We start from the raw sequence: 19,180 nt of genomic DNA, 5'->3' as shown, positions 1-19,180 counted from the left end.
GACGTATGAACATGCCGGCACGCGGCGCCTACAACTGGACCGATGCCCCGCCGGCCTCGGCCGGTCCGATCGAGAAGGTGCTCTACGAGGTCAAGAAGACCATCGTGGGCCAGGACATGCTGCTCGAGCGGCTGCTCGTGGCGCTGCTCGCGCGCGGGCACATCCTGGTCGAGGGCGTGCCCGGCCTGGCCAAGACCCTCGCCGTGAAGTCGCTGGCCGAGGCGATCGGGGGCGAGTTCCACCGCGTGCAGTTCACGCCCGACCTGGTGCCGGCCGACATCGTGGGCACCCGGGTCTATCACCAGCCGACCGGTGAGTTCCAGGTGCAGCTGGGCCCGGTCTTCACCAACCTGCTGCTGGCCGACGAGATCAACCGGGCGCCCGCGAAGGTGCAGTCGGCGCTGCTCGAGGTCATGCAGGAGCGGCAGGTCACGATCGGGCGCGAGACCCACAAGGTGCCCAACCCGTTCCTCGTCATGGCCACGCAGAACCCGATCGAGACCGAGGGCACCTATCCGCTGCCCGAGGCGCAGACCGACCGGTTCATGATGAAGGTGGTCGTCGGCTATCCGAGCGTGACCGAGGAGTTCGTCGTCGTCGAGCGGGCGCTCGGCGCGGCCGCGGTCATCCAGCGCATCATCGACCCGGAGACGCTCGTCGGGCTGCAACAACAGGCCGATCAGGTGTACGTCGACCCGTCGCTGATCGAGTTCGCGGTGCAGCTCGCGCACGCCACCCGCGAACCGGCGCGGATCGGCCTGACCGACCTGGCCCGCTACGTGACGTTCGGGGCCAGTCCCCGGTCGTCGATCAGCCTGGTGCTGGCGGGGCGGGCGCTCGCGTTCATCCGGGGACGCGAATACGTCGTACCGGAGGATTTGACCGATCTTGCCCTGGACGTGATGCGGCATCGGCTCGTGCTGTCGTACGAGGCGCTCTCGGACGACGTGACCGCCGACGTGATCCTGCAGAAGGTGCTGGCCAACGTGGCGATTCCCGAGCCGGCCGGGCGGGGACGCTGACATGACGTCGGCCCCGGACAGGTTGCTCCGGCGCCTGGAGTGGCGGCTCGGCCGGCGCCTCGACGGGCGGCTGCAGGGCAACTACCGCACGGTGTGGCACGGCGCCGGCATCGACTTCACCGACCTGCGGCTCTACGCGGCCGAGGACGACGTGCGGCACATCGACTGGAACGTCACCGCGCGGCTGGACGAGCCGTACGTGCGGCAATACACCGAGGATCGCGAGCTCACGGCCTGGCTGGTGATCGACCGGTCGGCATCGATGAGGTTCGGCCAGCAAAAAGGGAAGGAATCGACGGCCACGGAGCTGGCGGCCAGCATCGCGCGGCTGATTGCGCGGGGCGGCAACCGGGTCGGGGCGATCCTGTTCGACAACCACAGCCACCAGGTGATCCCGCCGCGCGGCGGCCGCGACCAGGTGCTGCGGATCACCCACGAGCTGCTGCGGCCCGCGCCCAAGGGCAAGCCGGGCAAGACGACCGACCTGTCGGCGATGCTGCGGCTGGCCGCGGCCACCACGGTCAAGCGGCGCAGCCTGGTCTTCGTGATGAGCGACTTCATCGGCGACCCGGGCTGGGACAGGCCGCTGGCCCGGCTCACCCACCGGCACGAGGTCGTGGTGATCCGGGTGGTCGACCCGGCCGAGGTCGAGCTGCCCGACCTGGGCGTGATCCTGGTCGAGGACGCCGAGACGGGCGAGCAGCTGCTGGTCGACACGAGTGACCCGTTGCTGCGCGGGCGGCTGGCCGAGCAGGCCGGGGCCCGCGAGGAGGAGCTGGCCGCGGGCATGCGCCGGGCCGGGGTCAGCGCCCAGCGCATCACCACCGATCAGGACCTGTTGTCGGCGCTGGTCGACATGGTCGGCCGTTCGGGCCGGAGGCGCTGAGTGAGCTTCTCCTATCCGGCCCTGCTGGCGGTCGCGCTGCTCGTCACGGTCGCGGCCGTGACGGCGTACGGGAATCTGCAGAAACGACGAACCGTGGCGCTGCGCCGGGCCGGGTTCGCAATGCCGGGGAGAATAAAACGCCACCTCCCGTACGGGCTGATCTTGCTCGCCCTTCCGATCATGCTGGTGGGCCTGGCCCGGCCGTCGGCGGAGGTCACCACGCCGCGGGTGTCGGGGACAGTGCTGCTGGCGTTCGACGTGTCGAACAGCATGCGCGCCGAGGACGTGACGCCCTCCCGGCTCGCCGCGGCGCAGGAGGCGGCCAAGCAGTTCGTCGAGGAGCAGCCGGGCACGGTCGACGTGGGGGTGCTCGTCTTCGGTGATCAGGCGCTGCTGACCCAGGCCCCGACCGACGACCACGACGCCGCCCTGGCCGCGATCAGCCGGCTCTCGGCGAGCGGCGGCACCTCGCTCGGGCAGGCCATCCTGGTCGGGCTGGGCACGATCACCGGCAAACCGGTCACGCTGCCCGAGGACGGCGCGGCCGCACCAAATCTGGGCTACTGGCCGTCGGCGACGATCGTGCTGTTCTCGGACGGGCAGGAGACCGGCGGCCCCGACGTCGAGGCGGCGGCCGAGCTGGCCGCGGCCGCGGGCGTACGGATCCAGGCCGTGGGGGTGGGCACCGAGCGCGGCGGCACCGTCGAGGTGGACGGGTTCCAGCTCGGCACGGCGCTCGACGCGTCGCTGCTGACCGCGGTGGCTCAGACGACCGGCGGGTCCTATCTGCCGGCCGGGGACGCGAACACGTTGAACGACACGACCAAGTCGATCGACCTGCGGCTGTCCGCCAAGAAGGAGCCGCTCGAGCTGACCGCGCCGTTCGCCGGCGCCGCCCTGCTGCTGCTCATGCTGGGCGCCGTGCTCGGCACCCGCTGGCACGGAAGGATCGTCTGATGTCGTTCAGCTGGCCGTGGGCCCTGACCGCGCTGCTCGCCGTGCCGCTGCTGCTGGCGATCCGCTGGTGGCTCAACCGGCGGCGCAAGCGCTCGGCGATCACGGTGTCGAGCGTCGCGCTGATCCGGGCCGCGCTGCCCGGACGGTCGTCGTGGCGCCGGCGCGTCCCGGTCTGGCTGTTCCTGGCCGGGCTGCTCGCGCTCGGGTTCGCGCTGGCCCGGCCCGAGGCGTCGGTGTCGGTGCCGTCGAACAGCACGTCGGTGCTGCTGGCGATCGACGTGTCGGGCTCGATGTGCTCGACCGACGTGCAGCCCAACCGGTTCACGGTGGCGACCGACGCGGCCCGCAAGTTCGTCCGCGAGCAGGAGGACGGCACGCGGATCGGGCTGGTCGCGTTCTCGGGCATCGCCGGCCTGCTGGTCGCGCCGACAACCGACAAGGACTCGTTGCTCGACGCCATCGACACCCTCAGAACAGCCCGCGGTACGGCCATCGGGCAGGCGATCCTGACGTCGATCGACGCGATCGCGGAGAGCAACCCGCGGGTCGCCAAGACCGGCGTCGAGCTGACCGATCCGGGGCAGCTGGGCGACTACGAGCCGGACACGATCGTCGTGCTGACCGACGGCTCCAACACCACGGGCGTCGACCCGGAGACCGCGGCCGAGCAGGCGGCGGCCCGGCGGGTGCGGGTCTACACGATCGGGTTCGGCACGACCGAGCCGGCGCCGATGGTGTGCACGGCCGACCAGATCGGCGGCGACTCCCCGTTCGGCGGCGGCCGGGGCTGGGGCGGCGGCCGCGGCGGCGGGCGCAACCAGGAGATCGACGAGCAGGCGCTGACCCAGGTGGCCGACACGACGGGCGGGCGCTACTTCCGGGCCGAGGACGCCGACCAGCTGGTGGACGTCCTGACCGACCTGCCCCGCGAGTTCAACCTGCGCAAGCAGGACGTCGAGATCACGTTCTGGTTCGTGCTGGCCGCGTCGCTGCTGGTGGTGACGGCGGTCGGACTCAGCCTGTGGTGGAACCGGCCGCAGCCCTACCGGCCCTCCTCCGAGTAAAGAGGGGTGCCGGCGGCTCGGGCCTGGCGGGCGGCGACCATGCGGCGGGCCAGGCGCGGGGCGAGCAGGCCGGCGGCCTCGGCGTCGGTGCACCAGCGGTGGCTGCGCAGTTCGTCGGCCGGGAGGGTGATGCGGGCGGCCTGGTCGGCGGGCAGCACGCCGGCGTCGAAGACGAGCATCAGGCCGTCGGGGCGGCCGGGCTGGCCGGGCGGGGGCGGGGCCCAGTCGATGACCAGCAGGTCGGTCACCGTGAGCGCGAGGCCCAGCTCCTCGAGCAGTTCGCGTTGCACACCCGTACGGGGTGATTCGCCGGCTTCGACGACGCCGCCGGGGATCTCCCACTCCTGCTTGTAGGTCGGCTCGACCACCAGGAGACGGTCGTCCTCGTCGGTGAGGAGCGCGCCCGCGCCGACCAGCTTGGTGGGCAGGCGGGTCCAGAAGTCACCCAAGGTCATGCGGGTGACGGTACTTCGCCGTCTCTTCGCCCGGCGGACACGGCCGCTTGACCCTGCGCATCACCGGGGAGTCCACAGTGAGCGCATGATCCGATTCGCGGCCCTCGGTGACTCCGTCACCAGTGGGTACGGCGATCCGATGCCCGGCGGCGGCTGGCGCGGCTGGGCGGCGTTGCTCGCCGAGGCCCTTCCTGCAGACACCTCCTTCCACAACCTCTCCTCCAGCGGCGCCCGCGTCGCCGACGTGGCCGAGCGGCAACTGCCGGCCGCCCTCGACCTGCGCCCGCACCTGGCGTCGGTGCTGGTCGGCATGAACGACACCCTGCGCGGCGACTTCGACCCCGACGACCTCGGCCGGCGGCTCGACGACGTGGTCGCGGCCCTGTCCGCCGCCGGCGCCACCGTGCTGACGGCCCGGCTGCCCGACCCCGGCCGCATGTTCGGCCTGCCCGGCGTGATCGCCCGGCCGCTGGGCCGCCGGATGGCCGCCCTCAACACGGCCTTCGACGAGATCGCCCTCCGCTACGCGACGATCCACGTCGACCTGGCCGGCGGCTCGGCGTACACGCGCACCCACTGGAGCGTCGACCGCCTCCACCCGAGCGAGGTCGGCCACCGCTTCCTGGCCTACCGGTTCGCCACCGCGCTGCAGGAGGCGGGCCACCCCGTACGGGCCCTGCCGGGTCTCGCCGCCACCAACCCGGTGCCGACGCTGGGCGCCCGGGTCTGGTGGATGGCCACGAAGGGCAACCAGTGGCTGCTGCGCCGCTCGACCGACCTGCTACCCACCCTGTTTCAGCTGGCCGCCCGCGAGTGGCTGGCCCCCCGGCCGGTCGGCACGCTCCCGGGCCCGGAACGGTAGGGCCAGCAGCAGGCCCACGCTGATCCAGACGTACGTGTTGCTGCCGATCGCGGCCAGGAAACCGTCGGCGCCGGCCCACCACAGCCAGACCACGCTGCTGCTCAGGATGACGTAGACGGCGAACAACGCGGCCAGCCGGCGGCGCGAACCGGCCCGCAGGGCGGCGTCGGTCAGCAGGAACAGGGCGGGCAGCAGCCAGACCAGGTGGTGCACCCACGTGACCGGGCTGATCAGGCAGGCCACGATGCCGGTGGCGGCGAACCCGGCCACCTGGTCGACGTCGGTCAGGGGTCCGTTGAAGCCGGGCCCCAAGCCCGCGAACTTCTGCACGCGCAGGAACCACAGCGCGACGATCAGGGCCACCGCGGCCAGCCAGAACGCGGACGGCAGCTCGAGCCGGGCCACGACGCCACGCAGCGACTGGTTCGAGACGTATTCGAGACGGCCGACGCGATCGGTGTCCCACAGGGCGCCCAGCCAGAACTGGGCCGAGGTGGCCGGGGCGACCAGCACGGCCAGCAGGGTGGCGCCCGCCGCGGTGCCGGTGGCGACCGCGGCCGCCCGGAACTGCCGGGTCACGATCAGATAGCCGATGAACACCACCGGCGTCAGCTTGATCGCCGAGGCGATGCCGATGAACACACCCGCCCAGCGCCGGCCCGCCAGCAGGGCCCGCAGGTCGAGGCAGACCAGCAGGAGCAGGAGCAGGTTGACCTGGCCGAAGCTGAACGTGTCGCGGGCGGGCTCGAACACCAGCACGGCCAGGAACACCAGCGAGCAGGTCATCCACAACGGCCAGCCGTGCCGGCGGACGACCGGGGCGACGAACCAGCGCAGCAGCATGACGACGGCCGCGGTGTTGGCGACAATGCTGCCGGCCACGGCGACCGGCCAGTTCGTCAGCGCGAGCGGGCTCATGACGAGCGCGGCGAACGGCGGATAGGTGAAGCCGTACTCGGTGTTGTTGTAGAGGAAGTCGTAGAGGTCGCCGCCGTCGAGCAGCCAGTAGCCCACCGCGCCGCGATAGACGCCCAGGTCGAAGAACTCGCGGAAGGTCGGCACGGTCACCAGGAACACGCCGACGGCGAGCGCCGCGACAGCCACGATCAAGATCTGCCCGTACGGGCTCAGCAGTCGCCTCATCGGGAGGCCGCCAGCCGGTAGACCGCGGGCGAGGTCGCCAGCCGTACGCCCGCGAAGGCGGCGATGCCCAGCAACGCACCCAGCGTCGCCAGCAGGAACCGCTCGGCGTCGGCGGCGAACCCGTCGGGCAGCACCACCAGCACCAGCACCGCGCACGCACCGGCCAGCAGGTGGCGCACCCAGCGCTGCCCGGCCGCGGCGGCCAGCGGCACCAGGCCCCAGATCACATACCAGGGGCGCAGGGCCGGGCCGAACGCGACGATCGCGACCAGCACGATGCCGAGGCCGTAGAGCGGGCCCAGCCGGCCCAGATAGGTCCACACCAGAGCGGCTACGACCAGGACGGCGAGCACACCGAGCCAGCGCCACAGGTTCATCACGAAGACGTCGCCGACACCGTCGTCGCGCAGGATGCCCGCGGTCCAGCGGCCCAGCACATTGGTCAGCGACAGGTTCTGCGGGGAGATCGGGGTGTCGAGGGCGGAGACCCAGCCGTACCCGGTGCCCGCGAGCAGCGTGAACACCGCGGTCGCGACGGCCGCCGTGGCACCGACCGCCGCCGAGGCGCGCAGCCGCGGCAGCTTGCCGGGCAGATGCGCCGCCCAGATCACCGCGACCACCACCAGCCCGAGCACGGCCGGCGCCTTGACCAGCGCGGCCCCGACCACCAGCACGGTGGCGACGACCGGCCGGTGCCGGATCGCGGCGGCCAGCCCGGCCGCGAGCAGTCCCACCATCAGCGCGTCGTTGTGTGCGCCCCCGACGAAGTGGATCAGCACGAGCGGGTTGAGCACGGCCAGCCAGAGCGCCGAGGCGGGGTTGATCCCGGCCTCCCGGGCCAGGATCGGCATCACGTACGCGAGGAGGGCCAGACCCGCCACGGCCAGCAGCCGCATCAGGATCACCCCGGTCAGCAGGTGCTCGCCGATGGGCGCCGTCACCATGTCGGAGAGAAGCAGAAAGACCGGCCCGTACGGGCTGGGGGTGTGCTGCCAGATCTCGGGCACCTGGGCCGCGAAGAACCCGCCGAGCGCCGACGGCCCGACCCGATAGACGTCGTAGCCGTCGCCCAGCATCATGCCCTGGGCTATGTAGCTGTAGACGTCCCGGCTGAACATCGGCGGCGCCACCAGCAGCGGCGCCGCCCACAAGGCCAGCGTCGTCCACTCCTTCTCGGCGCGGCTGTTCCTGGTCGCCCGGCCGTACCACCACCAGGCCAGCAACAGCAGGGCGAGGCCGCTGTAGACCCCGACCAGCCCGATCCGCACATGCTTGAGCCCGGCGAAGAACGGAATCCCGACCGGCAACGCCCCCGCGCCGAGCCCCCCGAGCGCGACGAGACAGGATCCGGCAAACCCCGTGGCGCGCGCCAGGACGGCGTGATCTCTGAACACGGCAGCACCATTTCAATGAAGGGTGTCGCCGCGGGGACCAGTTGCCGTCCCCCACGTGACGTGCCGATGGCAGGGCCGCCGACTTGTCTGTCTTGTTTCAGTCCGCAACCATGTCGTCGCCGACCGCTTCGCACGACGACGCCACTACGCACCTCGGGCGATTGGTTCGCGGTTCTCGCGGCGGATGACCAGACGCAGGCCCGACCAGATCTCGTCGATCGCACACACCTTGTTGTCGACCAAGCCGGTCGGCAGCGCGACTTCCCGGACGACGTCCTCGGTGACATCAGTGGGCACCTTCGACGCCCGCTTCGGCCAAGCGACCCAGAAGCCACCGTCCTGCGCCATGCCGGCCCTGACCTCGTCGAGGCGGGCCTGCAACTCATGGCGCTCGGTCACGAACAGGACGATCACGTTGGTCGGCGCATCGCCGGCCAGACGCGGCAGGATGACGACCCCGTCGGGCAGTCCCTCGAGCGTGGCCGCGAAACCGTCAGGCGCGTCGAGCAGGGCGACCCGGTGGCCCGGCTTGATGCCTAGCTTGCGATGCAGCGGCGTGCCCGAGTATCCAGCCATGTCAGCTCCGCTGCCCTCGCCGTCGTCGGATACCCGTGGATGGTAGTCGCGCTCCCCTGCCGAGCCGCGTCAATCAGGTTCGATGTCGGGGATCGGTGTCCCGAGCTTCCAAAATCTGTCTATCGCTTCCCAATACTGGGCGGACAGCGGGCGTAGCCAAGGCTGGAACGCCTCTGGGTCAACCCCACGCGAGGTGACGGTCTGCATCTGCATACCTTCGAGATAGCCGATCACGCCGAGCTCGGAGACGTACGGGTCGCCATGACGGATCAGGTGCTCGATGTAGTCGAAGGCGGCGTCGAACTCGCTCGTGTCGCCCGCTGCGAGGCGGTCGGCGAGGTGTCCGACCACCCAGGCCGCGTCCAGGTAGCCAAGACGACCACCGGGAGAGCCCGGGTCGGCGTTGTCATCGGCGATCTCGGCCCACTCGTCTCTTAATGACGGAAGCGCGGTGAGCATCAGCACAGGGACCTGCTCGGCGGTGACACGGGCTTCGGTGGACCTCACGCGCGCCAGCCTAGCCAGGAAGCCTCGGGCGCTGATTGCAATTTGCTTCCGTCGGGAAGTGGGACGCCATGAGTGACGGGGGCGAGGACGAGCACGTCGGTCGGGGGCGGGCGTGGAACTACTGGTGGTTGCGGCGGCCCTGGTGGGCGCGGGGGGCGGTCGCTGGGCTGCTCTTCGGGGTGCTCATGTTCGTCATTTCGTGGGCGCGCGACGATGATCCCGATCCGGCGGGGCAGATCATCGGGGCTCTGGTTTCGGCGGTGCTGTTCGCGGTCGGGATGGGGCTTTTCATTCGAGTTCACGAGCGGCGCCTTTTTCAAGACGACGGTCGGGTCCTCACGCCGGAGGAGCGGATCGCGGTCGTGCGCAGCGTTGATGTTGGACGGTGGCCGCGGGATGCGCGATTGCATCCGTTCGTTTCCCGGCTGGTGGATCAGAGGTTGAGCCGGGCGCTGGCGCCGGCCGTGGAGGTCGCGGTGTTTGTCCTGATGCTTGCCGTGGCCGTGGTGAACGTGGTTCTCAATGGGCCGTGGTGGTGGCTGGCCGTGGCCTTCTGGCTTGCCGTGGGGCCCTTGTCGATGCGGAGCACCAGGCGCAGCCGGGCCGCGGCGCGGGCCCTGCGCGAAGTCGGACAGCCGGGAGAGCAGGATGAGGGCCTCGGCCGACTGTAGGAGCGATTCCTCGAAACTCCATCAACGAGCCCCGTTTATGCACGTCTGCCGGCGGATCAACCGGTGGTGATGGCGGCAGAGCAACACCAGGTTGCCCAGGCTGATTAGGCAGAGAGTTACGACGGGGTCATCCAGCGGTCCAGTTCGGTGAGGATTGATGCCACTTCGGGCAGGAGGCCGGCGGCGATCTCGGTGGGCGCCTGACCCTCGACGGCCCGGCGGCCCGACTCGCCGAGGATGACACGGAAGACACCGGCCAGCGCGATGCCCTGCAGCTTGGCGATTTCCGGCGCGACAGTGCTCGTCTCGGCGATGACCGCGGCAAGGCCGGTGGCCTGCCGGTCGGTCAGTTCCAGGGCGAGCCGGTGCACGGCGGGACTCATGGCGGCGAGGTAGCCGAGGGTGCCCCTGGCGAGTTCCGGCGGCATGTCGCGGATCGCGGAGATCGATTGCAGGACGTACTCCCGGACGGCGGCGGCTGGGCTGGTTGTGGTGTCCCGGGAGCGGATCAGCTCGCTCAGCCGCTCCACGATCTCCTGCTCACGGTCGGTGACCAGCTGCTCCTTGGTCGGGAAGTAGTTGTAGAGCGTCTGCTCAGCCACCTCGGCCGCTCGGGCGATCTCGCTGACCGTCACGCGTTCATAGCCGCGCTCGGCGAACAGCCGCGTCGCCGTGTCGGCGATGAGCCGGCGAGTGCGCGCCTTTTTGCGATCCCGAAGCCCGGATGCTGTCACCCTCAGAGTGTACCAAGCCACAAATTTAGAGTTAACTCTATTTTTGACGTAAGCTCCAACAGTGCGAGAGTCGAGCCGAGGAGCATGTGATGAAGGCAGCCCGTTTCAGCCGCTTCGGGGGACCGGAAGTTCTGGAGGTTGTGGAGGTGCCGGAGCCGCACCCCGGTTTCGGCGAGGTCCGGATCGCGGTGCGTGCCGCCGGGATCGGCCTCAGTGACATGAAGAAGCGTCAGGGACTGATGGACGAGACGCTCCCGCAGACCCTGGGCCATGAAGCCGCAGGCATCGTCGACGAACTCGGCGACGGGGTCACCGGGGTGGCAGCCGGCGACCGGGTGTTCGGGTTCGACGCGGGCGGGGCCGCGCAGGCCGAGGTGGCAGTGCTGTCCGCCTACGCGCCGATCCCGGCGTCGCTCGACTTCGCGACCGCCGCGGCACTGCCGGCCGCGATCGAGACCGCCGTGCGGGCGCTCGACCACCTGGGCGTCCGCGACGGCAGCACGCTGCTCATCAACGGTGCGTCCGGCAGCGTCGGCAGCGCCGCGGTCCAGTTCGCGGTGGCGCGGGGCGCACGGGTCATCGGCACCGCGAGCCCGGCCGGCCACGATTTCGTACGCTCGATGGGAGCCGAACCGATCGCCTACGGTGCCGGGCTCCTCGGGCGGGTCCGAGCGCTGTCACCCGGCGGTGTCGATGTCGCGCTCGACGTGGCCGGCAGCGGCGTCCTGCCCGAACTCATCGATCTCGCCGGCGGCGCCGAGCACGTATTGACGATCGCGGACTTCGCCGGCGCGCAGCAGCACGGCGTGGCGTTCAGCCGGGGCGAGGGCGGGCGCGCGCTCCACGCCCTGACCCAGGTCGGCGAGCTGATCGAGTCCGGGCGCTTCCGCCTGCCGCCGGTGCGCACCTACCCGCTCGCCGAGATCGCCGAAGCGCACCGGGTCAGCGAACAGGGCCGGGTCCGGGGCAAGCTCGTCCTGCTCGTCGGAGCGATCCCCCGCCCGCCGTACGATCCGGAGCTGCTGGTGATGGTGCCGGAGCAGGAGATCCCGCCGTTCACCAGGGAACTGCTCGACGCGATGAGGTCCGCCCCGGCGCCGGGCATCGCGGAGCTGGAATCTGCCCTGGCCCGCACCGGTGTGCGTCACGAGGAGCGGACGGTGCCCGGGCCGTCAGGCGGCATCACCTTGTCGATCTTCACGCCGCCGGTTCCCCGTCCGGGCATGCCCGCGATGTACTCGATCCACGGCGGCGGCATGATCGCCGGCGACCGATTCGGCGGCCTGGACGCCTTCGGCTTCATCGACTGGGTGGCCGAGTTCGGCATGGTCCTGATCTCCCCCGAATACCACCTGGCTCCCGAGGTGCAGGGCACCGCGCTCACCGAGGACTGCCATGCCGGACTGGCCTGGACCGTCGAGCACGCGGCGGAGCTCGGCGTCGACCCCGCGCGGATCGTGCTGGCGGGGTTCTCCGGCGGCGGCGGCCTGGCGGCGGGCACCGCACTGCTCAACCGCGATCGCGGCGGCCAGGCCCCACTCGCCCAGCTGCTGATCTGCCCGCAGCTCGACGACCGAGGCCAGACCGTGTCGGCCCGCCAGTTCTCCCGGGCGAACGGCGCCCGGCGCGGCTTGACTACGGAACACATCGCGTTCGCCTGGGACATGGTGCTCGGCGAAGGACACAGCGACGCCTCACCGGACCCCACCGCGGTACCGGCCCGCGCGCCCGACCTCTCCGGCCTGCCGCAGGCCTACATCGACGCCGGATCGGCCGAAGTCTTCCGCGACGAGGCCGTCCAGTACGCCACCCGGTTGTGGGCGGCCGGAGGCCAAGCGGAACTGCACATCTGGGCGGGTGGGTGGCACGGTTTCGAACAGGCCGGCACCGCGGAGATCTCCGTCGCGGCCCAGGCGGCCCGTAAGAGCTGGATGCGCAGAGTCCTGTCGGCACAGCAGGGCGCCGGCCCGCCCGCGGCTCGTTCCTGACCTGGCTCCGCCTTGTGAACAGAGGTGACCGTTTCTTTTGACCTGGTGAGGGCAATACGGAGAGATGAGCCAAGCCACGATGCACCTGCGGGAACCCCATCGTCATCGCTGGCTGGCGCTGGCCGGGTTCGGGCTGGCGGTTTTCGTGGCGGCCGCCATCGGTGGGCTCGGCGTCTCCGGCACAAGTACGGAGTACAACGGCCTCGAACAGCCCGCCTGGGCGCCCCCGTCCTGGCTGTTCGGCCCGGTCTGGACCGTGCTCTACGTGATGATCGCGCTCGCCGGGTGGCTGGCCTGGCAGCGGGTGGGCTTCACGCTGCCGCTCTGGCTGTTTTCGGCGCAGTTGGTGCTCAACGCGATCTGGACCCCGCTGTTCTTCGGGGCCGGTCAGTACGGTCTGGCCTTCGCCGACATCGTGGTCATGTGGCTGCTGATCGGCGCCACGACGGTCTCGTTCTGGCGAGTTCGCCGGGGCGCCGCCCTGCTCCTGCTGCCGTACTGGGCCTGGGTCAGCTATGCCGCGGCGCTCAACCTGGCTATCTGGCAGCTAAATTCTTGAGGCCGTCCTGGGCCAGCGAGCGGAAGTCGTCCTCGACGTCGGCCCGCTCGAGCACGCCCTCGCGGACCGCGCGGTAGCGGACCATCGTCCACACGAAGACGTCGAGGTTGTCGAAGCGCGTCCCGGCTTCGATCACTTCTTCCTCGTGGAACCAGATCGCGACCTGCCCGTTGGTGAGCACCACGTAGTGGCTGCCGCTGCCGTCGGCGGCGACCGTCCAGAGGTCGTCGTCGGTCAGCTCCGTCTCGTAGTCGGAGTCGAGGATGCCGCACTCGTTCTCCGCGTAATCGAAGCCGTAGACCCAGTCGGCGATGTCGAGGAACGCGGGCATCGAACCGGACCGTACGCGCCGGTCGAAGGCGGCCAGCGCGGCCGCGTCGGCGGGGGACAGGCGGGCCAGGAACGGCTCGACCGGCCGGACGTCCTCGTCGAAGGCGACCGGAGGACTGTCGGGGAACCAGCGGGCCAGATCGGCGTCGAGGCCGGTTTCGATGTATCCGACCAGGTCGGAGGGGCTGAGAGGCATCAGCGGATCTTAGTGGCCGGCCGAGAAACTGATGCCAACTTCGCTCTGTGTCTTCCCTTGAGGACGGTCGTCACCGCATGATGATCGCGGGGACACTATGAGTGAAACTGGGCTACCGCAGAGTGTGTTGACCGAGATCGGCAGTCCGATCCGGGAGTCTCGTCTGGCCGGAATCGACGGGCTCGCCCGGCTGGCCTGGGGCGCCGATCTCGCCATGGCGCATGCCGCCCGGCAGGCGCTGCAGCAGATGACCGAGGACGACAGCCGGGCGGTTTCGGCCGCCGCGACTGCCGCGCTCGAGCGGACTTCTGTACGGCTTGATCCTGAGCGCATCGATTTCGGCACGGTCGCCGCCGAGACGCCGCGCCTGGTGGCCGACGTACGGGTCGAGGGGCCGCCGCTCGCCGTGGCCGGGGCCACGGTCACCGTCTCGGGCCCGGGCCTGCGCGCGATGATCCACGACCGCACGCTGCGGATCATGTGGCTGCCCCGCTCCGACTGGCTGGACGGCTCGGTCACCGTACGAGGCCCCGCGGGCTGGGCCGACGTCCGCGTCACAGGTCAGGTGGCCAACGCCGCCGCGCCGTTCGCGGCCGTGGGTGCGCCGGCCCCCAAGAACGACTACGGCACGTCCCGCGGCGGCGAGCCCGAGGGCCTGCGCACGTACGACGGGGGCATGGTGGCCGGCGGCTACGGCCCGGCCCGCGTCACCGTGCTGCCCGCGCCGCCGCCCCCGGCCCGGCGCCAGATCGGCACCACGATCCTCGTCGCGATCCTCACCTCGCTGGTCGTGCTGGGCGGGGCCGGGGTCGCGATGACCCTGCTCGACGACGGCCAGGCCCCGGCCGCCCCGCTCGTCGCCGCGCCGCAGACCAGCACCCAGGCGCAGACGAACGCCGAGCTCGAGGAGACTCCGGCCCCGGCGATCTCGAAGGTGCCGCTGGCCGCCGCGCGGGTCAAGAGCGTCGCCCGGCCCCTGGTGATCGGCACGATCCGGGTCGGGGCCGAGCCCGAGGGGGTGGTCGTCTCGCCCGACGGCCGTACGGTCTATGTGGCCAATCAGAACAGCCGGATCCTGTCGGTCGTGGACGCGGCGACCCGCAAGGTGTCCTCGGTTCCCCTGCGGAACACGCCGCGCTTCGTGGCCGTGTCGCGTGACGGCCGTACGGTCTTCGTCTCGATGTACGAGGACGACAAGCACACCGGCAGCGGGGTGGCGGTCGTCGACGCGCGCAGCCGCAAGGTCGTCCGCTACCTCGACACCGGCCACATGCCGTACACGCTGGCCGTGGCCCCTGACAACAAGCTCTGGGTGCCGATCCACAGCGACGGCCGGCTCGAGATCTTCACGTCGGGCACGCTGCGCATGGAATCGGAGCTGCCGGTGCGGCCCAACCCGCACGCGGTGGGCTTCTCGGGCGATCAGATGCGCGCGTTCACGGCCAACCACGAGTCCAACGCGGTCTCGGTGATCGACATGCGGACCAACGCGGTGATCGGCAACATCCCGGTCTCGCGCGCGCCGCACAGCATCGCGGTCTCCCCGGACGGGCGGATGGCGCTGGTCGCGGGCTACGAGGCGGACACGGCCGACTTGATCGACACGGTCACCCTCAAGCGCACCGGCCCGTTCAAGGTCGGCCGCGACCCGCAGAGCGTCGCCTTCTCGACCGACAGCCGGTACGGATACGTCGTGAACGAGTTCGACGGCACGGTCTCGGTGCTCAACGGCCGCACCGGCACGGTCGTCTCGACGATCAAAGTCGGCAAGAGCCCCCGTACGGTCGGGGTCTCGCCGGACGGCCGCCTGGCGTACGTGTCAAACGGCGGCGACAACACGATCTCCGTCCTCAAAGTAGGGCAGTAGTGAGCCGACGCGACCGGACGGCCGGCGAGGTGCTGGTCCGGCGGCTGTTCGCCGAGCACGGGGCGGCCCTGCTGGCGTACGCGACCCGGCTCAGCGGTGATCGCGCGCGGGCCGAGGAGATCGTCCGCGCGACCCTGCTGCGGGCCTGGTCGCAGGGCGCCGCGCTGAGCGAGGACAGGGGGGCCGTACGGGCGCATCTTCTCCCGATCGTGCGCACCGTGGCCGCCGAGCACGGGGTGCAGGCGGTGCCGCCCGGGCCGATGGAGATGCTCGTCGCCGTGGGCACCCTTCCGCCCGAACAACGCGAGGTATTGAACCAGTTGTACTTCCAGGGGCGTGACGTCAAAGAGGCGGCGGCGTCGCTCGGTCTCCCGGCCGAGACGGTGAAGTCCCGCAGCTATGAGGCGTTGCGCCGGTTGCGGGAGGCGTTGCGCGCCGCCGAACCGACGGGAGTCACATGAACGGGCACCAGACCGAGCAGCTCGGGGCCTACGCCCTGGGTGTTCTCGACGACGACGAGTGGGCGGCCGTGCACGCCCACGTCGAGGACTGCCCGCAGTGCCGTCGCGAGGTGGGCGACCTGCGCGAGATGGAGGAGCGGCTGGGCGAGATCCCGCCCGAGGCGTTCCTCGAGGGCCCGCCCCCGGACGGCGAGCTGCTGCTGCACAAGACCCTGCGGCAGGTGCGCGACGAGGGCCGCGGCCACGATCGGCGGCGCGGCGCACTGTGGACGCTGGCCGGGGTCGCGGCGGCCGTGATCGCGCTGGCCGGGGGCCTGTATGCCGGCCGCACGACCGCCCCCGAAACGGACGCGCAGACCGTCGCGGCGGCCAGTGCGGCCGCGCCCCGGGTGCTGACCGCGCTCGACAAGACGACCGGCACGGCCGTCAACGTGACGATGACCCCGGCCGCGGGCTGGGTCCGGCTCAGCGCCACCGTGGCCGGGGTGCCGGCCGGCTCGCAGTGCCGCCTGTTCGTCGTGGCCAGCGACGGGCGCCGCGAGTTCGCCGGAAGCTGGCTGGTCAGCGAGGCCGGCGCGAGCGAGGGCACGACGGTCGACGGCAGCGCGCTGGTGGCCCCGGCCGACGTGGCGGCGGTTCAGGTCGAGACCTACGCGGGACAGGTTCTGGCCACGGCCACTATCTAGAACCGCCCGGCACGCATATCATCGATTCGTGGTTGCTCGATCGACTCAGCGTCACGGCGTCTGGTCCCGGCAATGACCGGGGCCGGGTGGTTCGCGCTGGCGATCACCATCTTCGGCTCGCTCTGTTACGCGACCGCCTCGATCCTGCAGGCCGTCGGCGCCCGCCGCAGCCGCGGCACGGCCCAGACGATGGCCCACCCGCTCTATCTGGCGGGCATCTTCTTCGACATCCTGGCCTGGGTCGGCGCCATCATCGCGCTGCAGTCGCTCGCGGTCTACGTCGTCGAGTCGATCCTCGCCGGGTCGCTCGCGCTGACCGTGCTCGGCGCGCGCATCTGGCTCGGCTCCCGGCTGCGCAAGCGTGACTCGGCGGCCATCCTCGTCACCATCGTCTCGCTGACGTTCCTGGCTCTGTCGGCCGCCCCGCAGCACGAGGTGCACACCCCCGGCGAGCTGCGCTTCGCGTTGTGCGGCGCGGCCGCCGCGATGGTGCTGGTCGGCTATGGCGCGGTCAAGGTCGACGCGCCCGGCGGCATCATCGCGGCCTGCGCCGGCCTCTCGCTCGGCGGCGCGGCCCTGGTCGGCCGGTCGTTGCCGATCCCCGAGGGCGCGAGCGCCGGCGAGACCGCGCTCACCCTGCTCACCGAGCCGCTGACCGCCGCGCTGCTGGTCTTCGCGGGCACCGGCATGACCCTGTACGCGCATGCCCTGCAGCACGGCGACGTCGGGCCGGTCACCGCGATCCATTGGACGGCCGAGGTGATGGCGCCGTCCATCGTGGCCGTCGTCTTCCTCGGCGACACCGTCCGCGACGGCTGGCTGCTGCCCGCGGGGGTCGCCTGCGCCCTCACCGTCGGCGCCGCGGTCGTGCTGGCCACGGCCCCCGCCACCCACGCCACCCACGTCGAGGGCGCCCCGGCCGAGGAGCCGGCCAAGGCCCTGCCGCCGCAGGCCCCCCGGCACGCGCTGGGCGCACCCCCGTTGCCCGTGCTGCCCCAGCCGGCCGGCGAGCGGATCATCTGGTGGGGCCCGCCGCCGATCTGGCGCCCGCCGGACAGGGGCCGACCGGTCGAGCCGAGCTACCGCGCTCTGGCCCTCCCGGCCGCCGCCCCCCGATTCGTCTGGGCGGCCCCGCCCTCGTCACGCCGTCGCTAGCACTGCCAGATCCGCGGCGTCGACGGGCCGCCGTTGGTGTTCGGAACCCGGGAGTGGCCGACGACCAGGCCCGTGTTCGAGACCCCGCGCGGGAAGACCTCCTGCCCGTTCGGCGCGGCCAGGCCGAGCGGCTTGCCGTTGCGGAACACCTGCTGAGTGGTCACCACCCACGAGTCGCCGTTGACGCTGTCGCCCGGCCCCTCGCCGTCGAGTTCGGTGACCGCGCCGGTCTTCAGGTTCCACAGGGCCGCCTTCGCCGCGTCTTTGCCACGCCAGATGCCGCCGGTGGCCCAGTCGCCCTCGGCCGCGTACGCGAGCGTCTTGGCGCCCGCCGGGACGGCCAGCTTGCGGCCCTTCCCGGTGCGGTCCCACGCGTACGCGTACTGACCCACCCCGTCGAGGTAGGTGCCGCCCACGATCGTGCCGTCGTCGGTGATGTCGTAGACGTTGGCCTCGGTCGGCAGCGGCAGCTTGACCGCCGTGCTCGTGCCGGCCGCCCAGAACAGCGAGATGCTGTCCTTGCCCCCGCTGTTGCCCTCGGGCTCCGCGTTGATCACGATGTCGCCGGCGGTGTTCATCAGCGGCCACGGATAGACGTGCCACCGGCCGGGCGGCGTCTTCATGCGGGTGTAACGGCCGTTCTCGTAGCGGAAGACGTATTCCTTGTTCCCCTCGGTCGCCAGCCCGGCCACCACGCCGCGCGAGTTCACGGTGGTCAGCTGAACCGACTTCTCCTGTTGCGGCAGCCGCTTGGGCACGCCGTCCGTCCACAGGATCGGGCGGAAATCCTGGCCCACACTGTCGTGGCCGAAGATGTAGCGCCCGGTGGGGTCGACACCGTCGGCGCTCGCGTCCTTCGCCCCCGGGGGCAGTTTGAGGGCGGTGGCCGTGCAGCCCCGTTGAACTGCCGGAGCCGACGACGACGGCGGTGACGCGACGGTGATGACCGCCGGCGGCGCGGGTTCCCGCATCACCATGGGCACCGCCACCACGACCCCGGTCGTCGCGAGCGCCACCCCGCCCGCCGCCTGCCACCCGCGGCGGCGAAACACCCGGCGCCGGCCCGCCTCCAGCAGAGTCTCCGCCTCGAGCCGGCTCGGCGGGGCGGCGATGGCCTCGAGCCCCTCCCTCAGTTGCTGTTCGTCCTCGTTCACGACCGCTCCCTTTCGGCCACCCGGGCCATAGCTCCGCGGAGAGTCGCCAGCCCACGCGCGCACTGGCTCTTGACGTTGCCGGTCGAGCAGCCCAGCGCCTCGGCCGTCTGCTCGACGGTCAGGTCGCTGAAGTAGCGCAGCACCACCACGGCCCGCTGCCCCTTCGGCAGCGCCCGTAAGGCGGCGGTCAACGCGTCCCGCTCCCCGAACCCGTCGTCGGCCCCCGGCGCCGCCTCGGCCGCATCCGGCACGTGATCGCCCAGCAGCACCCGCGACCACCGGCGGCGACGCTCGTCCAGATAGCGCCGCACCATGATCCGGTGCACGTACCCGTCGAGGTTGTCCGCCGCCACGGCCCGGCGCCAGTGCACATACAGCGCGGTCAGCGTGGCCTGCACGATGTCGTCGGCCTGATGCGCGTCCCCGCACAGCATGTACGCCGTTCGATGCAGGCGCGGTAACCGCACCCCCACATAATCGACGTACTCCCGATCCTCGTCGGCCCGCATCCGG

21 protein-coding genes and 1 pseudogene are annotated in these 19,180 nt (G+C 71.4%); 13 read left to right on the top strand and 9 right to left on the bottom strand.

Annotation, left to right across the window (positions count from 1 at the left end; all coding sequences use genetic code 11):
• Window positions 1-11 precede the first annotated feature (11 nt).
• The 4 genes from JKJ07_RS39985 to JKJ07_RS39970 are packed head-to-tail and all read left to right on the top strand — an operon-like array spanning window position 12 to window position 3,929.
• Window positions 12-1,022 carry an AAA family ATPase gene (locus JKJ07_RS39985; RefSeq protein ID WP_202997358.1) on the top strand — a complete coding sequence of 337 codons (1,011 nt, stop codon included), beginning with the start codon at window positions 12-14 and terminating at the stop codon, window positions 1,020-1,022.
• Between the two features lies 1 nt (window position 1,023).
• Window positions 1,024-1,908 (top strand): DUF58 domain-containing protein, encoded by an 885-nt coding sequence (locus tag JKJ07_RS39980; RefSeq protein ID WP_202997215.1) that lies wholly within the window; start codon window positions 1,024-1,026, stop codon window positions 1,906-1,908.
• Entirely contained in the window at window positions 1,909-2,865 is a 957-nt protein-coding gene (locus JKJ07_RS39975) for a VWA domain-containing protein (protein WP_202997214.1), read from the top strand.
• Window positions 2,865-3,929 (top strand): VWA domain-containing protein, encoded by a 1,065-nt coding sequence (locus JKJ07_RS39970; protein ID WP_202997213.1) that lies wholly within the window; start codon window positions 2,865-2,867, stop codon window positions 3,927-3,929. The genes JKJ07_RS39975 and JKJ07_RS39970 overlap by 1 nt, the downstream gene beginning before the upstream one ends.
• Here JKJ07_RS39970 and JKJ07_RS39965 read toward each other — a convergent pair.
• A complete protein-coding gene (locus tag JKJ07_RS39965; RefSeq protein WP_202997212.1) occupies window positions 3,908-4,384 on the bottom strand; it encodes an NUDIX domain-containing protein in 477 nt (158 codons plus the stop codon). The two genes, JKJ07_RS39970 and JKJ07_RS39965, sit on opposite strands and share 22 nt — an antisense overlap.
• 85 nt (window positions 4,385-4,469) lie before the next feature.
• On the opposite strand from JKJ07_RS39965, the gene JKJ07_RS39960 reads away from it, so the two are divergent.
• Entirely contained in the window at window positions 4,470-5,246 is a 777-nt protein-coding gene (locus JKJ07_RS39960; protein ID WP_202997211.1) for an SGNH/GDSL hydrolase family protein, read from the top strand.
• Here the strand turns inward: JKJ07_RS39960 and JKJ07_RS39955 are convergent.
• The 4 genes from JKJ07_RS39955 to JKJ07_RS39940 all read right to left on the bottom strand — a co-directional run bounded on the left by JKJ07_RS39955 (window position 5,166) and on the right by JKJ07_RS39940 (window position 8,866).
• A complete protein-coding gene (locus tag JKJ07_RS39955; RefSeq protein ID WP_202997210.1) occupies window positions 5,166-6,389 on the bottom strand; it encodes a glycosyltransferase 87 family protein in 1,224 nt (407 codons plus the stop codon). The genes JKJ07_RS39960 and JKJ07_RS39955 overlap by 81 nt on opposite strands.
• Window positions 6,386-7,783, bottom strand: a complete 1,398-nt coding sequence (gene mptB / locus JKJ07_RS39950; protein WP_202997209.1) for a polyprenol phosphomannose-dependent alpha 1,6 mannosyltransferase MptB — start codon at window positions 7,781-7,783, stop codon at window positions 6,386-6,388. Before mptB ends, JKJ07_RS39955 begins: the two co-directional genes overlap by 4 nt.
• Window positions 7,784-7,927: 144 nt before the next feature.
• Entirely contained in the window at window positions 7,928-8,359 is a 432-nt protein-coding gene (locus JKJ07_RS39945) for a DUF3052 family protein (RefSeq protein ID WP_202997208.1), read from the bottom strand.
• A 69-nt stretch (window positions 8,360-8,428) separates the two neighbouring features.
• A complete protein-coding gene (locus JKJ07_RS39940; protein ID WP_202997207.1) occupies window positions 8,429-8,866 on the bottom strand; it encodes a DUF7674 family protein in 438 nt (145 codons plus the stop codon).
• A 68-nt stretch (window positions 8,867-8,934) separates the two neighbouring features.
• On the opposite strand from JKJ07_RS39940, the gene JKJ07_RS39935 reads away from it, so the two are divergent.
• On the top strand, window positions 8,935-9,537 hold the full coding sequence (locus tag JKJ07_RS39935; protein ID WP_202997206.1) for a hypothetical protein: 603 nt from the start codon (window positions 8,935-8,937) through the stop codon (window positions 9,535-9,537).
• Window positions 9,538-9,653: 116 nt separating this feature from the next.
• Here the strand turns inward: JKJ07_RS39935 and JKJ07_RS39930 are convergent, their stop codons facing one another.
• Window positions 9,654-10,271, bottom strand: coding sequence for a TetR/AcrR family transcriptional regulator (locus JKJ07_RS39930; RefSeq protein WP_202997205.1), 618 nt, complete (start codon window positions 10,269-10,271; stop codon window positions 9,654-9,656).
• Window positions 10,272-10,360: 89 nt separating this feature from the next.
• Between JKJ07_RS39930 and JKJ07_RS52360 the strand changes: the two are divergent.
• From JKJ07_RS52360 to JKJ07_RS39915, 3 genes and pseudogenes are all read left to right on the top strand, one after another.
• Window positions 10,361-11,254, top strand: a pseudogene (locus JKJ07_RS52360) (NADP-dependent oxidoreductase); the annotation flags it as partial.
• A gap of 45 nt (window positions 11,255-11,299) precedes the next feature.
• Window positions 11,300-12,259: an alpha/beta hydrolase fold domain-containing protein gene (locus JKJ07_RS52355; protein WP_369077013.1), complete on the top strand. Its 960-nt coding sequence runs from the start codon at window positions 11,300-11,302 to the stop codon at window positions 12,257-12,259.
• Window positions 12,260-12,323: 64 nt separating this feature from the next.
• Window positions 12,324-12,818: a TspO/MBR family protein gene (locus JKJ07_RS39915; protein WP_202997204.1), complete on the top strand. Its 495-nt coding sequence runs from the start codon at window positions 12,324-12,326 to the stop codon at window positions 12,816-12,818.
• Here JKJ07_RS39915 and JKJ07_RS39910 read toward each other — a convergent pair.
• Entirely contained in the window at window positions 12,796-13,344 is a 549-nt protein-coding gene (locus JKJ07_RS39910) for a hypothetical protein (RefSeq protein ID WP_202997203.1), read from the bottom strand. The genes JKJ07_RS39915 and JKJ07_RS39910 overlap by 23 nt on opposite strands.
• 124 nt (window positions 13,345-13,468) lie before the next feature.
• On the opposite strand from JKJ07_RS39910, the gene JKJ07_RS39905 reads away from it, so the two are divergent.
• The 4 genes from JKJ07_RS39905 to JKJ07_RS39890 all read left to right on the top strand — a co-directional run bounded on the left by JKJ07_RS39905 (window position 13,469) and on the right by JKJ07_RS39890 (window position 17,513).
• Window positions 13,469-15,211 (top strand): YncE family protein, encoded by a 1,743-nt coding sequence (locus JKJ07_RS39905; protein ID WP_307834664.1) that lies wholly within the window; start codon window positions 13,469-13,471, stop codon window positions 15,209-15,211.
• Window positions 15,211-15,672, top strand: coding sequence for a sigma factor-like helix-turn-helix DNA-binding protein (locus JKJ07_RS39900; protein ID WP_202997201.1), 462 nt, complete (start codon window positions 15,211-15,213; stop codon window positions 15,670-15,672). Before JKJ07_RS39905 ends, JKJ07_RS39900 begins: the two co-directional genes overlap by 1 nt.
• On the top strand, window positions 15,669-16,358 hold the full coding sequence (locus JKJ07_RS39895; protein WP_202997200.1) for a zf-HC2 domain-containing protein: 690 nt from the start codon (window positions 15,669-15,671) through the stop codon (window positions 16,356-16,358). Before JKJ07_RS39900 ends, JKJ07_RS39895 begins: the two co-directional genes overlap by 4 nt.
• A gap of 72 nt (window positions 16,359-16,430) precedes the next feature.
• Window positions 16,431-17,513 carry a hypothetical protein gene (locus JKJ07_RS39890; protein ID WP_202997199.1) on the top strand — a complete coding sequence of 361 codons (1,083 nt, stop codon included), beginning with the start codon at window positions 16,431-16,433 and terminating at the stop codon, window positions 17,511-17,513.
• Here the strand turns inward: JKJ07_RS39890 and JKJ07_RS39885 are convergent.
• Window positions 17,510-18,667: a hypothetical protein gene (locus JKJ07_RS39885; RefSeq protein ID WP_202997198.1), complete on the bottom strand. Its 1,158-nt coding sequence runs from the start codon at window positions 18,665-18,667 to the stop codon at window positions 17,510-17,512. The genes JKJ07_RS39890 and JKJ07_RS39885 overlap by 4 nt on opposite strands.
• Window positions 18,664-19,176: a SigE family RNA polymerase sigma factor gene (locus JKJ07_RS39880; protein WP_202997197.1), complete on the bottom strand. Its 513-nt coding sequence runs from the start codon at window positions 19,174-19,176 to the stop codon at window positions 18,664-18,666. The genes JKJ07_RS39885 and JKJ07_RS39880 overlap by 4 nt, the downstream gene beginning before the upstream one ends.
• Between the last annotated feature and the right edge of the window lie 4 nt (window positions 19,177-19,180).

Source organism: Paractinoplanes lichenicola (assembly GCF_016785085.1).
Classification (GTDB): domain Bacteria; phylum Actinomycetota; class Actinomycetes; order Mycobacteriales; family Micromonosporaceae; genus Actinoplanes; species Actinoplanes lichenicola.
Note: the sequence above shows the minus strand (reverse complement) of the source record. Positions and strands in the feature narration are given on the sequence as shown.